Origin of the sequence: Flavobacterium sp. N502540 (assembly GCF_025947365.1) — a bacterium.
In the GTDB taxonomy this organism is placed as follows: Bacteria; Bacteroidota; Bacteroidia; order Flavobacteriales; family Flavobacteriaceae; genus Flavobacterium.
In genome coordinates this window covers 1,676,246-1,691,121 of sequence record NZ_CP110012.1, presented here as the reverse complement: position 1 = coordinate 1,691,121, position 14,876 = coordinate 1,676,246, and the positions used below count along the sequence as shown (strand labels likewise).

At 31.3% G+C, this 14,876-nt stretch carries 13 protein-coding genes; 3 read left to right on the top strand and 10 right to left on the bottom strand.

What is annotated here, in order from left to right:
* Positions 1-14: 14 nt before the first annotated feature.
* From OLM58_RS07475 to OLM58_RS07465, 3 genes are all read left to right on the top strand, one after another.
* A complete protein-coding gene (locus OLM58_RS07475; RefSeq protein WP_264531804.1) occupies positions 15-536 on the top strand; it encodes an ORF6N domain-containing protein in 522 nt (173 codons plus the stop codon).
* Between the two features lie 106 nt (positions 537-642).
* Positions 643-1,731, top strand: a complete 1,089-nt coding sequence (wecB, locus tag OLM58_RS07470; protein WP_264531803.1) for a non-hydrolyzing UDP-N-acetylglucosamine 2-epimerase — start codon at positions 643-645, stop codon at positions 1,729-1,731.
* Positions 1,731-2,918 (top strand): glycosyltransferase family 4 protein, encoded by a 1,188-nt coding sequence (locus OLM58_RS07465; protein ID WP_264531802.1) that lies wholly within the window; start codon positions 1,731-1,733, stop codon positions 2,916-2,918. Before wecB ends, OLM58_RS07465 begins: the two co-directional genes overlap by 1 nt.
* Before the next feature lie 56 nt (positions 2,919-2,974).
* On the opposite strand, the gene OLM58_RS07460 is transcribed toward OLM58_RS07465, so the two are convergent.
* The 10 genes from OLM58_RS07460 to OLM58_RS07415 all read right to left on the bottom strand — a co-directional run bounded on the left by OLM58_RS07460 (position 2,975) and on the right by OLM58_RS07415 (position 14,869).
* Complete coding sequence (locus OLM58_RS07460) at positions 2,975-3,958, bottom strand: UDP-glucuronic acid decarboxylase family protein (RefSeq protein ID WP_264531801.1); 984 nt, start codon at positions 3,956-3,958, stop codon at positions 2,975-2,977.
* A 121-nt stretch (positions 3,959-4,079) separates the two neighbouring features.
* Positions 4,080-5,177, bottom strand: coding sequence for a glycosyltransferase (locus tag OLM58_RS07455; protein WP_264531800.1), 1,098 nt, complete (start codon positions 5,175-5,177; stop codon positions 4,080-4,082).
* Complete coding sequence (locus OLM58_RS07450) at positions 5,158-6,414, bottom strand: O-antigen ligase family protein (protein ID WP_264531799.1); 1,257 nt, start codon at positions 6,412-6,414, stop codon at positions 5,158-5,160. Before OLM58_RS07450 ends, OLM58_RS07455 begins: the two co-directional genes overlap by 20 nt.
* Entirely contained in the window at positions 6,411-7,496 is a 1,086-nt protein-coding gene (locus OLM58_RS07445; protein ID WP_264531798.1) for a glycosyltransferase family 4 protein, read from the bottom strand. The genes OLM58_RS07450 and OLM58_RS07445 overlap by 4 nt, the downstream gene beginning before the upstream one ends.
* Complete coding sequence (locus OLM58_RS07440; RefSeq protein ID WP_264531797.1) at positions 7,480-8,721, bottom strand: O-antigen ligase family protein; 1,242 nt, start codon at positions 8,719-8,721, stop codon at positions 7,480-7,482. The genes OLM58_RS07445 and OLM58_RS07440 overlap by 17 nt, the downstream gene beginning before the upstream one ends.
* 40 nt (positions 8,722-8,761) lie before the next feature.
* Positions 8,762-9,295 carry a class I SAM-dependent methyltransferase gene (locus OLM58_RS07435; RefSeq protein ID WP_264531796.1) on the bottom strand — a complete coding sequence of 178 codons (534 nt, stop codon included), beginning with the start codon at positions 9,293-9,295 and terminating at the stop codon, positions 8,762-8,764.
* Positions 9,285-10,571 carry an oligosaccharide flippase family protein gene (locus tag OLM58_RS07430; RefSeq protein ID WP_264531795.1) on the bottom strand — a complete coding sequence of 429 codons (1,287 nt, stop codon included), beginning with the start codon at positions 10,569-10,571 and terminating at the stop codon, positions 9,285-9,287. The genes OLM58_RS07435 and OLM58_RS07430 overlap by 11 nt, the downstream gene beginning before the upstream one ends.
* 16 nt (positions 10,572-10,587) lie before the next feature.
* Positions 10,588-11,568 (bottom strand): hypothetical protein, encoded by a 981-nt coding sequence (locus OLM58_RS07425; protein WP_264531794.1) that lies wholly within the window; start codon positions 11,566-11,568, stop codon positions 10,588-10,590.
* A gap of 12 nt (positions 11,569-11,580) precedes the next feature.
* Complete coding sequence (locus OLM58_RS07420) at positions 11,581-13,257, bottom strand: DUF6909 family protein (RefSeq protein WP_264531793.1); 1,677 nt, start codon at positions 13,255-13,257, stop codon at positions 11,581-11,583.
* A 127-nt stretch (positions 13,258-13,384) separates the two neighbouring features.
* A complete protein-coding gene (locus tag OLM58_RS07415; protein ID WP_264531792.1) occupies positions 13,385-14,869 on the bottom strand; it encodes a GH3 auxin-responsive promoter family protein in 1,485 nt (494 codons plus the stop codon).
* Between the last annotated feature and the right edge of the window lie 7 nt (positions 14,870-14,876).

Below are 14,876 nucleotides of genomic sequence, written 5' to 3'. Positions count from 1 at the left end.
TTTAATGAAAACTTATGGAAGATCAATCTTTACTTTCTGAAGAAACTATTTCTAACAAAATATATTATATCCGTAATCAAAAAGTGATGTTGGATAGTGATTTGGCGATGCTTTATGATGTGGAAACAAAAAGATTAAATGAACAGGTAAAAAGAAATTTATCTCGCTTTCCAAAAGATTTCATGTTTCAACTTACTGAAAACGAATTTGAAAACTTGAAGTCGCAATTTGCGACTTCAAGTTGGGGCGGAAGCAGAAAATTACCTTTTGTTTTCACTGAACATGGCGTTATGATGTTATCAAGCGTTCTAAAAAGCGACAAAGCCATTCAAACTAATATACAGATTATGCGCATTTTCACCAAAGTGAGACAAATGCTGCTGGATACAACTGAAATTAAAGTGGATATTCTTCAGATTCAAAAGAAGTTAGAAAATCATGACAAAAATATTGAATTGGTTTTTTCCTATTTAGATGAACTAACGGAGAAAAAAGAAAATGAAAGTGAGAGAGTAAAAATTGGTTATAAAAAATAAACAAATTCACAGTCCAATATTTAAGAAATTATCCCATTCTGATTAAATTCCAATTTAAACTTTACTTTTGCCGAAAGAATGTTTTTAGAAAGAATTTAATAGTCCCATGAAAATCACCCTAATCGCAGGTGCAAGACCTAATTTTATAAAAATAGCACCCCTTATTAATGCTATAAAAGACAAGCAAAATGAAGGTTTTGATGTTTCCTTTCGTTTGGTTCACACAGGGCAGCATTACGATAAAAACTTAAGTGATACCTTTTTCGAAGAATTAAATATTCCGAAACCAAATGTAAATCTGGAAGTAAAAAGCGGTTCTCAGGCAGAACAAACAGCTGCAATTATGATTGCTTTCGAAAAGGAACTTATTCAAAATCCTTGTGATTTAGTTTTGGTTGTTGGTGATGTAAATTCGACAATGGCTTGTTCGATTGTGGCTAAAAAATGTCATACAAAAGTAGCACATGTTGAAGCGGGAATTCGTTCCGGAGATTTAACAATGCCGGAAGAAATCAACAGAATGCTGACAGATAGCATTACGGATTACTTTTTCACAACCTCAACATCCGCTTCAGAAAATTTATTAAAACTAGGATCAAATTCTGAAAATGTACATTTCGTAGGAAATGTTATGATCGATACTTTATATCAGAACATTAATAGAATTTCGGCTCCGGATTTTTGGGAAGAACATCAGCTTAGTGAAAAAAACTACATTGTTCTAACCTTACATCGTCCGGGAAATGTCGATGAAGTTTCTTCTCTTATTGCTTTACTACATGGAATTGATAATTTGGCAAATAACAAAAAAATACTGTTTCCAATTCATCCCAGAACACAGGCTATCTTAAGCGAAAGCTCGACTAAGTTTAAAAACATCCTCTTTGTTGCTCCACAAAGCTACCTGAATTTCATGTATTTAATACAAAACAGTTTTGCCGTTATTACTGATAGCGGTGGTATTTCTGAGGAAACAACTGTAATGGGAATTCCTTGTTTTACCATGCGAAATAACACTGAGCGTCCTGAAACCGAAACCATTGGTTCAAACACTATTGTTGGAACATCATTAGAAAATTTACAAAAAGTATACGGTTCATTTTTAAAAAATGGTCCCAAGAAAAGTGGTGTCCCGGATTTATGGGATGGAAAAGCATCGGAACGAATTGTTTCAATTTTACTGGCTAAAAAATAATGAAGGATATTCTAATCATATCAAACTATTATCCACCCGAAAAAGGTGCTGCGGCCAATAGAATAGAACAACTGGCTTTAAAATTGAATCAAAATGGTTATGAAGTTTCGGTAATTTCTCCGCTTCCAAATTATCCAAAAGGCGAATTATTTCCGGAATACAAAGGCCGGTTTTCTGTTACCGAAAAAATCCAGAATATTACCTTAAAACGTCTTTGGATCTATCCAAGTAATAGTTCGAATATCTTTAAACGAATTGTCTCGACACTGTCGTTTTCAAGTACTTTGTTTTTTTATTTATTGTTTGCCAAAACACCTAAAAAAGTAATTGTACAATCGCCGCCGCTATTACTTTCGTTTGTTTCTGTTTTTGTGCTTTGGATTAAGGGTAAAACAATCCTTTTGAATGTTTCAGATCTTTGGCCAACTGCCGCTATCGAATTGCAGGTATTAAAGAAAAACAGTATTTCACACCAAATTTTGCTTTTTATTGAACGTTTTATTTACCAAAAAGCAACGCATATTTTTGGGCAATCTAATGAAATCATTACCCATATTCATTCTATCTTTCCCCAAAAAAAATGCTTTCTATATCGTAATTACCCGGATCATTTTGTGGAAGATTTCCTTGAAGAAAAAAATAATTCAAGCGAACCCATTAAACTATTCTATGCCGGATTATTAGGCGTTGCGCAAGGGGTTTTTGAACTTATTCAGCAATTGAATTTAGAAATTGATAACATCGAACTGCATATTTTTGGTGATGGTGCCGAGAAAACTCAGATTGTGAACTACCTCAGCCAAAATCCAACTAAAAAAATTGTTTTTCACGGAATGTTAGAACGAAATGTTTTGCATGAAACTCTGAAAAATTTAGATATTGCCCTTGTTCCGCTCAAGACAAGAATTTACGGTTCTGTACCATCCAAAATATTTGAGTATAGTGCTTTAGGATTTCCAATACTTTACTATGGAGGAGGCGAAGGAGAAAATATTGTAGAAGAGAATAACCTTGGTTGGGTAGTTCCCGTTGAAGATTTTAAACAATTAAATACAACTTTAGGAACAATATCGACACTAGGTAAAGCAGAAATACAGAAGATGAAAAAGACTATTTTGCTTCACGCCAAAAGTCATTTTAATCTGGACCAACAAATGAAGGAACTCATCGAAAAGAATGCTTTCTAAGTAACTTAATAAAAAACGGGCAATTATTCTGGAAATAATTGCCCGTTTAAATTTTCTTATTTGATATAGTTCGAAAAATCTTTGTGTTCTTCTTTTGAAAGTTCTTCTTTTGAAAGTGATCTGAAATAGTCATATGTAATTTTCATTCCTTCAGAACGGCTTACTTTTGCTTCCCAACCCAATAACTCTTTCGCTTTTGTGGTGTCTGGCTGGCGTTGTAATGGATCATTTATCGGTAATGGATGGTAGACTACCTTTTGATTGGTTCCGGTTAATTTAATGATCTCTTCTGCAAAATCCTTAATCGTGATTTCATCCGGATTTCCAATATTTACCGGATATACATAATCCGAATGCAATAGTCTGAAAATACCTTCCACCTGATCGTCTACATAACAGAAAGATCGTGTTTGCATTCCGTCACCAAAAATGGTTAAATCTTCCCCGCGTAATGCCTGTCCGATAAAAGCAGGTATAACACGTCCGTCATTCAGACGCATTCTTGGACCATAGGTATTAAAAATACGTACGATTCTGGTCTCTACACCATGAAAGGTGTGATAAGCCATGGTAATCGATTCCTGAAAGCGTTTGGCTTCATCATAAACCCCACGTGGTCCAATGGTGTTTACATTTCCATAGTATTCCTCCGTTTGTGGGTGAACCAACGGATCTCCGTAAACTTCGGATGTTGACGCAATTAAAATTCTTGCTTTTTTCACACGGGCTAATCCCAATAAATTATGTGTTCCTAAAGATCCAACTTTTAAGGTTTGAATTGGAATTTTTAAATAATCAATCGGACTTGCCGGCGAGGCAAAATGTAGTATGTAATCTAAATCACCCGGAATGTGCACAAACTTGGTGATATCGTGGTGGTAAAATTCGAAATGTTCTAACTTGAATAAATGCTCTATGTTTTTAAGATCTCCGGTAATCAAATTATCCATTCCGATAACATGATATCCTTCTTTGATAAAACGATCACATAAATGCGATCCCAGAAATCCCGCCGCTCCTGTAATAAGTATTCTTTTCATAGTAATTATTTATACCTCGCAAATGTAACTGATTTAGCATTCTTAAAAAAAGTACCTACGATTAATCTGCTACGTTTTATAAAAATAGGAAGTAAAATATCTTTTCAGAGCATTAAAATTTTTATGCTAGTTTCTCATTAACAAAAGCTCTCATTTCACTTTCAAAACGTTCCTTCGAAAACTTCATTGCATGTTCCCGGATTACCTTGGGACTAAATTTTATCTTTTCGAAGTCAATTACGGCTTCTTTTATACTTTGTGATGATTGTTCTTTGAAAAAAACTCCCGTCTTCTTTTCAACAACTGTTTCTAAAGTGCCGCCTTTTGCTAAAGCAATAACCGGAGTACCACAGGCCTGTGCTTCTACCGGAATAATTCCGAAATCTTCTTCGGCGGCAAAAACAAACGCTTTTGCTTTTTGCATATAGTTTTTTAAACTACTGGCTTCTACAAATCCAACAAATTCAATATTACTTTTAGCAATTGTCTGAAGTTTTTGAAATTCCGGTCCGTCTCCGGCAACAATTAATTTTAAATGTGGTAATTCATTAAAAGCTTCTACGATTAATTGTATTTTTTTATAAGAAACTAAGCGTGAAGCTGTAAAGTAATAATTATCCTTCTGTTCTTCTAAACTAAAAAATTCAACATCAACGGGAGGATAAATAACCGTTGCTTCACGATTATAAATTTTCTTTATTCTTTCAGCTATATAATTAGAATTGGCAATAAAATAATCGACATTTTCAGAGTTTGAAACATCCCATTTTCTTATTTTCTGCAAAACATACTTTGCATAAAATCCTTTTAAACCTTTATCTAAGCCTGAATCTTTTAAGTACTGATCCTGCAAATCCCAGGCATATCGCATAGGCGAATGACAATAACAAATATGAAGCTGATCTTTTCGGGTTCGTACTCCTTTTGCTACCGCTGATGAGGAACTAATTATAAGATCATAATCACTTAAGTCAAACCGCTCTATGGCTATTGGAAATAGCTGTAAAAATTTACGGTGGTTTTTCTTTACCGTTGGAAGTTTTTGAATAAAGCTAGTCCTTGCTTTTTTTCCATTCAAAATAAACTTTCGGTCTTCATCCTTTAAAAAATCAATCAGTGCGAAATGATCAAAATCATCCCAGATTGAATTTATGGAATGTATTACTTTTTCAGCACCTCCATTTACATAATACCAATCGCTAATTAATGCTTTTTTCATTTAAATTGTTCTTTTGAAAAAATAATAAAGAATTAAAAAACCCAAAAAAGATAACTCCATCATGTCTGCTTAAAATATTCTCAAAAGAAAAATTAAGGAAAATAAAAAATACAAATGAAATATAAATCCCTAATTTATAATGAAATGCTCGTTTTAAAAGACGATACTGCGAAAATAAAAATAAAACAAGTCCTAAAATTCCCGAAGACAGAATTATGTTTAAATATTCATTGTGCGAATTATAACTGGTAACTTTATAAGTATCTGTATTTCTATATTGTTCATCATAGCAAGATTGTAATTTGACATCAACATCTCCTACTCCATAACCTACGATTGGTTCAGCTTTAAAGATTTCATAACCACAAAAATAAATTCCGTTTCTAATCTGTTCATTACTAATATTAGGATAATTATCTTCATATTTTCCTTCTGGAAAAGAAAGTTTGTAATTTTTTAGTTTTTCAAATCTTTCTCCTATTCGATCTACTTTAAAAACTAAAATAAACGTCAAACTAATTAACAAGACACTGGCAATTGTAATTTGCATTGCGTTCTTAAACAAACAAAAAAAGCAAACTATAATAGTTGCCACAAAAGGCATTCTGGATCCGATGATGTATTGCCAATAGAAAAAATATCCCATCATAAATAAAAATATGAAAGTGATAAAATACTTTTTTGATTCAATTCTAATTTTATAAACTAAAATAATTATCGCAAAACCAATCCACATTGCCAAATAAGTGCCATGTACTTCTATTTTGTTTTCGATAAGTTGTCTAAAATCCCAGAACTTTAAACTTGAATTGTATAATTCATGAAACAACGTTATGTGTAAGAAAAACAAAACTAATCCCACAGCCAAGCAATAAACATTTGTAATTACCTGAAATTTCTTAGTATTCAGAAGATCTGTGTTATTAAACAGGAAAATTGCGGGAAATAAAACAGAAGGTAAAAGTCGTATTATAAATTTAATCCCTGTCTTAATATCAATTGTATAAAACAATGAAAAAACAAAAATTAGAAACAGAGAAGAGAATAGTAAAAGCTCTATTGTTTTTTCTTTGCTCCAGAATTTTTTTCCTTCGAAAATAAAATAAGACAATGAAAATAAAAATCCACCAAACATTAAAATGCTTTCCACTCCTTTTGGTAAAATAGGAAAGAGTGCTATTGCTATTAAAAAAAAATAGACGACCGATTTGTTATATTGTAAAATTAACTGCTTCATTCTAACTTTTTGAAAGCATTTAGATGCTTTTTAATCGATTTTTCCCACGTAAATTTCTCTAATTGTTTATGTGCCTCAGCGGACAAAAATTTACCTTTTGATGAGTCTACAATATTATCCTGTATCAATTTTCCTAACCCAACATCGTCCTTTGGATCAAAATAAACAACCGCTTCTCCACCTATTTCCGGTAAGCTTGCTGCATTTGAACTTAACACTTTTGTTCCACTTGCAAGTGCCTCAAGGATGGGTAACCCAAAACCTTCATAGAGTGAAGGAAATACAAATAGATTTGCATTATGATAGATATCCGGAATCTCAGAATCATTTACATAACCCGTAAATGTAATATCTTTTTGCAGATTATTATTCTTTATAAAACTATGAATATCATTATCTTGAGTTAAAAATCCATCTTTCTTACCTATAAAAACCAATTTATATTTTGATCTAAACTCTTCTGATAATGCGTTATAAGCTTTTAATAAAACAATTAAATTTTTATGTGGTTTTATATTTCCAACATATAGAATATAATTGTCCGGAAGTTTAAGATCGTACTTTGCTTCTGAATTTTCGAATAATAATTTATTTACACCACAATATACCACATCTATTTTTTGAGAATCAGCTTTGGTATATTTTAAAATTTCAGCTTTTGAAAACTCTGAAACTGTAAAAATTAAACTTGATTTTTCAACTGCATTTTGAAATAAAATCCTCGCATATTTTCTCTTCAATTGTGAAATTGAAGCTTCATCTGTTAAATGATATACATCATGAATTGTTGTTACTATTTTTTGAGCTTTTACAGGTAAAAGCGGCGTATTAAAATGTGGACACCATAAAACATCGCAACTTGGAATTATTTTTGGGTATTGAAACTGTTCTTTAAGAGAATAAACTTTAGCATTAAATTCGATTATTTTTATCTTTTTACTCCAATCAAAACATTCAATTTCTTTGGTATTACCCAAAACTAAAACCTCATCAAAGTTCTGTAAAACTCCAGGGATTACGTTCTTTAAATACGTTCCAATGCCAGAAGCATTTATTAAACGAATATCAATTACTAATTTCATGTATGTAATTATTTTGATAGGCTAAAATAATAGCCAACAGTACCCATGGATATAAAAAGTAAATCTGTACTCCAAAACAATAAATAAGAAGAAACCCTATTACAAGAACTATTCCTTTATTTATCCTTTTTATTTCGTAATAAATACCATAAACAATAAATATAAAAATGAAAAAACCCAGAATTCCCATCTCTACAATAATATCAATAATTCCTCCAAATCCATGCGCATCAATATCTATAGATTTCTTAGGAGGTTTCGGGAAAAAAGTTCGGTACTCTGCATTATTTCTTAATAATGGATAATTTCCAAGTCCTATTCCAAAAATTGTATTTTGTTCTACCATATTTGGAACAATATAAACACCTGAAATCCTTCCTAAAATTAAATTAATATCTTTCGGCCGTTCTCTAATTGATTGCTTTACCCTGTTTAATTCTGTTACATACATAGAACTTACATTCATAAACAAAAAATAGAATCCTGCCAAAAAAACAAATATCATCGGAAAAATAACCAATCTTAATTTGTTTTTTAAAATCTCAAAATTAAATAAGGCAATCCAAATAACAGAAAACAAAATTCCCGCTTTAGATCTGGCAAAAAAGGCAATAATTATAAATAAAAAAAACTGCTTAAAAAACCGATACTTAGTCTTTTTCTGAAAAAAAGAAAGTATAAAAATAAAAGAAAGCATTAATCCAAAAGGCCCTCCTTCGTTGTAAAGACCTCTCAACCTATCATTATCATAAATAACAATACTACTATATATGGGTAGCAACCCTATTTTGACTAATATATAAACAAAAAAAAAGAAACCAGTAATTAGAATATTCCAATTCACTAAATAATCAATTATTTTTTTTGATTGATCTTCATTATTTTTAAACAATCGAAATGTAATAATAGACAAACTAATACATGATACTAACTCAAGATATCGTGCTATCGTAATAACATAAGGTGCTTTAAATTTCGATGGTCCGAGAATATCAAAATGATGTGTTGAAGTAATTATAAGCCCTAATATCGCCTCAATAGTAAAAAAAACAAAAAAGTAAAATATAAACTTATTAATAGGTTTTTTTAAAAGAAATGGAGCTGCCAATAACAGTAAAAGTTCAGAGAATTTTACAAATCCTAATTTAACATCTGGTGTCTGAATACAAAACGTAATCAAACAAACTGTTAAAATCAGTCTAAGATTGTTTCTGTTTATTTTCACTTTCTACTAAAATCGATTTATAAATTGAATACCTGTTTTTTTACTTTTTAAGTTTAACCTCAACATTATAAGCTGGCGCTAAATTACGAAAGAATGTTTCTTCATATATTTTTCTAGTAGTATCATTGATATTCACCCAAATAAAAAAAGGCCAGTTTAAAGGGTTTTTGCGCATAAACGTTATTTTTGAATATAACATTTCGCTAAACTTAAAATCAAAATAATAATTACGTTTATATCGAATGTTATCAATAAAAAAACTAAAGGTTCTAAATGAAAACATTTTTTTATGTGTAGGATCTATAAAATTGTTACTGGATGTAAAATGGGGAACTCTAATTTCTACAATTCCTCCTGGTTTTAAAATTCGATGAATTTCTTTTAAAACCTTTACATACTCTACATGTTCTAAAACATCATTACATAAAATATATTCAAAAAAATTATCTTCAAACGGAAGTTTATTCTTTTCGATATCACAAACTACGTCAACACCAGGTAATTGCGAAACATCTAAATTAACGAATCCTTTTTTAATATCATTTCCACAGCCAATATTGAGCTTATTTATCATTTTTAAAAAAATTAAGTTTTGGGAATTTAAATATTAAAATTATCCATAAAGATATTGAAATAAACATCTCTGTAACGTAAATTCCAGTAGCCATACCATAGATTCCGAACTTTTTTGATAGTATTCCATTGACTACAACATTCAATAATACAGAAAATATCATAATAAATGTTATTTTTTTTTGTTTATTAAAAACCATAAATGTCATATACGGAACCATATTTATAGCCACTACAAAAGGAATCCAGGCACTGTAAATTAAAAATTTACTACACGCTAATCTGTTGGTCTTTAAAAAATAGGAAACAATCAGGTCTGAAAAACCAGTTAAGAATACTCCAGCAATAATCATTGAAATTAGTAAAAATAAAAATAACTTCTGAGCTAATAGTTTATAATCAAAGAGACTTTTGGCTACTAATTCACAAGCTTTTGGAAAAATACTTTGAATTACAAAAGAACCGCAAAATTTAACCAGTAATATAATTTTTTCAACTACACAGTAAATTCCTAGTGCATATTCATTTACAAATAGCCCCAAAATCATTGGGTTCAAATAAGCATTTGCATTTATAGAAATTACTTGAATAAAAATTGCAAAACCTGCTGTGATTTCATTTTTAACAACCAAAACATTTGGTTTGTAAAAATGCCATTTCATTTTAGAAAACAGAACAATAACTGAAAAAAAACAAGTTAAAAAATCAGATAGTCCAATAGTTAAATTTATTAAAAACAAATTGTTTATATCATTTAGAAAAAAGTAAATGATTAAAAAACTTATTAGTTTGAAGAGTATAAAAAAATAGAAAAAATATTTAATTTTATGCAACGCCCTGAGAATCCACAATGGATTAAAAGCTCTACCGATTAATATTGAAAATGAAGAAAAATATAAAAATGAATACTCATTTGCTTTCGGTAGAAAGGTGTATATAACTAGTGAAAATAGGAAAGCTACTATAAATAGAATTGCTTTGGTATAACCTATAGTAAAAAAATGTCTGTTTACAAATTCTTTATTTCTCTCATTTAATGTAATTTCCCTTGTCGCATTAATGTTAAAGCCGTAATCTGTAATTGAAGCAATAAAAATAAAAATAGACTGAAATAAAATGACTAATCCAAAACCTTCAAGCCCGCATTTTTTAATAATTATTGGAGAAATTAACAATGGATAAATAAAATTGACGAAATTAATCGAAAACAAAAAAAAGGAAGAATTGATATGCCTTTTATTTGCGGCAATAGTTTCCGAAAATTTACTTTTAACCATTTTTTTAGTGTTATTTCTAAAGGCTTTTCTGAAATTGTTTTTTATAAAATGCCTTAAAAAGATAAATAAAAACGAAGATTAAAATAAATAAAACAGGCAGTATAAATTTTAACTTTCCGAAAATAGATTTTGTATTTTTTATATTTAGAGTAGCGTTAATGTCTTTAATCGTTTTATCAAAACTTACTAATTTTAGCCTATTTTTTCCCTGTTCAGTAACCAAATACTGTTTTGTTTTAATAATATCATTTAATTGTGTATTCTCATTATAATATACCAATTTATCATTTCTGCCAGTATTTTTTACTGTGCTAGAAAATCCCTTCAAAACATTGTCTATCTGAGCAATAATGGTATCATTTTGAGCAATTTGCTGTTCTAAATTCTTGAATCCTATTTTTTGAATCGAACTAAAATATTCTGAATTATTTAAGTATTTTAATAACGGTTCTATAACTTCTTTTTCGTCTACTAATTCATTAGAAATAAAAGAAATCGTATGAAAAGTATAGTTTTTACTTGTAACGTTGTCTACTAAGACTTTATTGATATCACCATCTTCAGCCATTAATTTTATAAGATCAAAATTTTGTTCTTTATCTTCTACAAATTTAAAAACATCAGAAATGGGTTTAATCTCAATTTTTGAAATTACTTGTGGATTTGAAATCCCAACACTATTTTTTAAGAAAACAGTATCCCCGGAAGCAATCTTTGCATCAATTAAGTCAATTTTTGCATATAAATAATCAACACTCCCAAAATTTGGTGCCACTATAATTTTATTATCATACGATTCTCTATTGGCATCGAAATACCATCCCGCCAAAAAACCTAACAAAATGAGTACTGCTGCCAAAATCCAGTTTCGAACAAAAAACTGAATACCCCTAAAAATAGAAGTATTGATTCTCTGAAAAAAATGGTTGATTTTATTTGAAATTACGGCTAAGTCAATCTCCTGATCCTCCTGGTTTTGGGGTGATTTTGTACTCATTTATAAGTTTTATTATACGTTGAAAATCTGCTCTAAAATTTTAATAGTAATCAAATACGTTGGTTTTACACCCGTTGTACCTAATCCGCCTGACGCTAATGTGCTACCCGTTTCCAAAGGATTATCTGATGCATAATAAGCATAGCGAACCTTGATATCATGTGGTACACTTTTTCTGATTTTTGAAGCAGATTGTATCGCTTTCTGATAGTAAGATCCTTCCATTTCAAGACCAATTACACCCCAGGTAGACTCATGGAAGAATTTCAACAAATCTCTGTTCTGCAACGATGTTCCTAAAACGGTAACCATAGCTCCTTCAAAAACGGCGATATCATTTCCTTCAAACATAGCTCCTGTTAATTCATTTTCAAAGAAATAATTATCAGCAGTTCCTTCATTTATATGTGCAGTGGGGATCATAATATCTCCTTTTCCACCTTCCAGAATTCCGGCTTTACCCATTATCGAAACCGATTTTACGTTCAATAAGGTATCTTTTTTATACGGTTTCAAAAGTTCATCAATCGTTTCATACGCCTGTTCTCCAAACGCATAATCCATTACGATGATAACCGGTTTTTCTTCTTCCAGTTTTGCCTTTGGAAAAGCCGTTTTTGCCCAGTCAATTTTAGCCGTATCAAAAATCTGAACATCGATATTCGTTCCGGAGCTATCCGGTAGCGAAATCATTCCATTTTTTAATGCCAGTTCTTCTACAACTCCTCTAATTTCTTTGGCACCTGATTTACTTAATTCTTCGTAAATATAGAAATCAGACTTGTCCTTAAATTTTGTTTTCAACAATGGTGTTGCAAAAATTGAATTCATCACACTGTGCATATTTGCACTAATCACATGAATTGGGCGTTTTAACAGATTGTTTGCCTTAAGAACTTCCTTGATGTTTGTTGCCCAGATTTCGCCGTGAATATGGTGTCCTAAACGCTCTCTTAAAACCGGACTAAAAGTTATGGTACGTTTATTATTGTCGATTACTTCTTCAATCGCCAGTTTTCCTAACCAGTAAATAACGTGAAGGAAACGATCAGGAGCATTCTCTGATCCAAAAGCATCATAAATATCCAAAACTTCTTCAAAAGTTCTTGCCAAAATATTAGCAACATGCGAAATTGCTTTTTCTTTTTCTATTTGAGAAAGCTTCTTGGTTTGCAATACAGCTTGTTCTAATTTCATCCAATCGCGGGAAACTTCTCCTCCATCATCTAATAAAACTCTGTTTTTAATTTTATGTGATTCTATGAAAATAAAAGTCAAATGCGTCAGAATATCATAAATATCGGATCGCCCGCGGGTGATTTCAACATTCATTTGCTCCTCATCAATTCGGTAACAGTTTCTTCTTCTTTTTGGAGGAACAATGGGTTGAAAATGTGATTTAGAATATCCTTCGTCTGAAGTTAAATTAATAAAACGACATTGCTCGATTCCTATTGGTAAACGTTCTATTACGTATAAAAGACCATTAAGTTCTACTTTTTCTTCGCCTATGTTTCCGTATATCTCCGGACGTAATGCTAATAATGATTCGCGTAAACTATCGCCCGAAACTCCCATTGGTTTATAAAAACCACGGTTGAATAGGTGACGCATTGTAATGTACATTTTTTCTATCGCTGCAGATGATTCCTGAGCTCTTGATCTTGATATATGTTTGGTTTCTTTCATGCTATTCTATTTTAAAATCTTCTTCTTCAGAAGATGTAATTTGTATTTTTCAATCAACGAAAGTAATAATTTAAAACTATAGTTTCATAAAACCCTAGTGTTACTAAACTGTTGTTTCATTATAATCTTACTTTAAATTATCGGCAATATCTCTATTATTTGATAATCTTGGTATTTTGTTCTGACCTCCTAATTTTCCCTGCGATTTCATGTATTCCTGAAATCCATTTTTTGATACTTTGCTTACCACAACTTTACGCAAAACATTTCCGGTAATCAAATCATCGTAATAGATATTTTGTTTTCGCATTGAACTATCAATTGCTTCTGCAAAAACGTCCATATTTTCCGGTTCTGTTTCAAATTCAATCAGCCATTCATGATACGGTAATCCATTTGAAGGGTTTATTTGAGGAGCAACTGTAAACTCGTTAATTACAACTTTAGTTCCTTGTGTGGCTTCTTTCATTGCATTTTCGACCTCGTTTGCAATCACATGTTCTCCAAAAGCTGAAATAAAGTGTTTGATTCGGCCCGAAACAATAACTTTATGTGGAAATAAAGAAGTAAATTGTACTGTATCTCCAATATTATAACGCCAGAGCCCAGCATTTGTTGAAATAATCAAAGCATAGTTAACACCTGTCTCTACTTCTCCAATGGTCAGACATTTTGGATTTGGTTCAAAAAACTCATCTGCTTTGATAAATTCGTAAAAAATTCCTGAGTTCAGCAACAGCAGCATCCCTTTTTCTTTTTGAGAATCCTGATACGCGAAAAAGCCTTCTGAAGCGGGAAACAGTTCGATACTGTCTACCTTTCTGCCCATTAGATTTTCAAACTTGGCACGATACGGCTCGTAATTCACACCTCCGTAAATAAACAATTGAAAGTTTTTAAACAAATCCGTGATTTTCTTACCTCCGCTTTTTTCCTGTAAGCGCTCAAAATACATTTGTACCCATGACGGAATTCCCGAAATAATGGTCATATCCTGTTCAATCGTTTCCTCAACAATAGCGTCAATCTTCGTTTCCCAGTCTTCAATACAATTGGTTTCCCAGGATGGCATTCGGTTTTTTTGAAGATATTTTGGTACAAAATGTGCCCCTATCCCCGACAATCTTCCAAATTTGATTCCGTATTTTTCAATTAAAATGGGACTTCCCTGAAGAAAAATCATTTTACCATCAACAAAATCAGCATTTCCGGTTTCATAAATGTAGTGCAGAATCGCATTTCTGGATGCTTCAATATGAAAAGGCATCGACTCTTTGGTAAGCGGAATGTATTTGGCTCCGGAAGTTGTCCCCGAAGTTTTAGCAAAATAAAGCGGTTTTCCTTTCCAAAGAATGTTTTTTTCCCCCATCCTCACCTTATCGATGTAGGGCTTTAAATCTTCATAATCCCGAACAGGTACACGTTTTCTAAAATCATGAACTGTTTTTATCTTATCAAAATGATGATCTTCTCCAAACTGGGTTTCTTTGGCACTGTGTATTAAACTCTTAAATACAGCTTGTTGGGTTTCGACCGGTTTGTTGGCCCAGGCTTTGGTTTGATAATATATGGTGCTGGCAAATAATTTTGCTGCTACTGACTTAATAGACATTGTTTGA

Coding starts and splice junctions, on each gene's coding strand:
- OLM58_RS07435 (WP_264531796.1), bottom strand. CDS start 9,295: ATGATAAATAAGCTCAATATTGGCTGTGGAAATGATATTAAAAAAGGA.
- OLM58_RS07455 (WP_264531800.1), bottom strand. CDS start 5,177: ATGAAAAAAGCATTAATTAGCGATTGGTATTATGTAAATGGAGGTGCT.
- OLM58_RS07460 (WP_264531801.1), bottom strand. CDS start 3,958: ATGAAAAGAATACTTATTACAGGAGCGGCGGGATTTCTGGGATCGCAT.
- OLM58_RS07430 (WP_264531795.1), bottom strand. CDS start 10,571: ATGGTTAAAAGTAAATTTTCGGAAACTATTGCCGCAAATAAAAGGCAT.
- wecB (WP_264531803.1), top strand. CDS start 643: ATGAAAATCACCCTAATCGCAGGTGCAAGACCTAATTTTATAAAAATA.
- OLM58_RS07475 (WP_264531804.1), top strand. CDS start 15: ATGGAAGATCAATCTTTACTTTCTGAAGAAACTATTTCTAACAAAATA.
- OLM58_RS07450 (WP_264531799.1), bottom strand. CDS start 6,414: ATGAAGCAGTTAATTTTACAATATAACAAATCGGTCGTCTATTTTTTT.
- OLM58_RS07415 (WP_264531792.1), bottom strand. CDS start 14,869: ATGTCTATTAAGTCAGTAGCAGCAAAATTATTTGCCAGCACCATATAT.
- OLM58_RS07420 (WP_264531793.1), bottom strand. CDS start 13,257: ATGAAAGAAACCAAACATATATCAAGATCAAGAGCTCAGGAATCATCT.
- OLM58_RS07425 (WP_264531794.1), bottom strand. CDS start 11,568: ATGAGTACAAAATCACCCCAAAACCAGGAGGATCAGGAGATTGACTTA.
- OLM58_RS07465 (WP_264531802.1), top strand. CDS start 1,731: ATGAAGGATATTCTAATCATATCAAACTATTATCCACCCGAAAAAGGT.
- OLM58_RS07445 (WP_264531798.1), bottom strand. CDS start 7,496: ATGAAATTAGTAATTGATATTCGTTTAATAAATGCTTCTGGCATTGGA.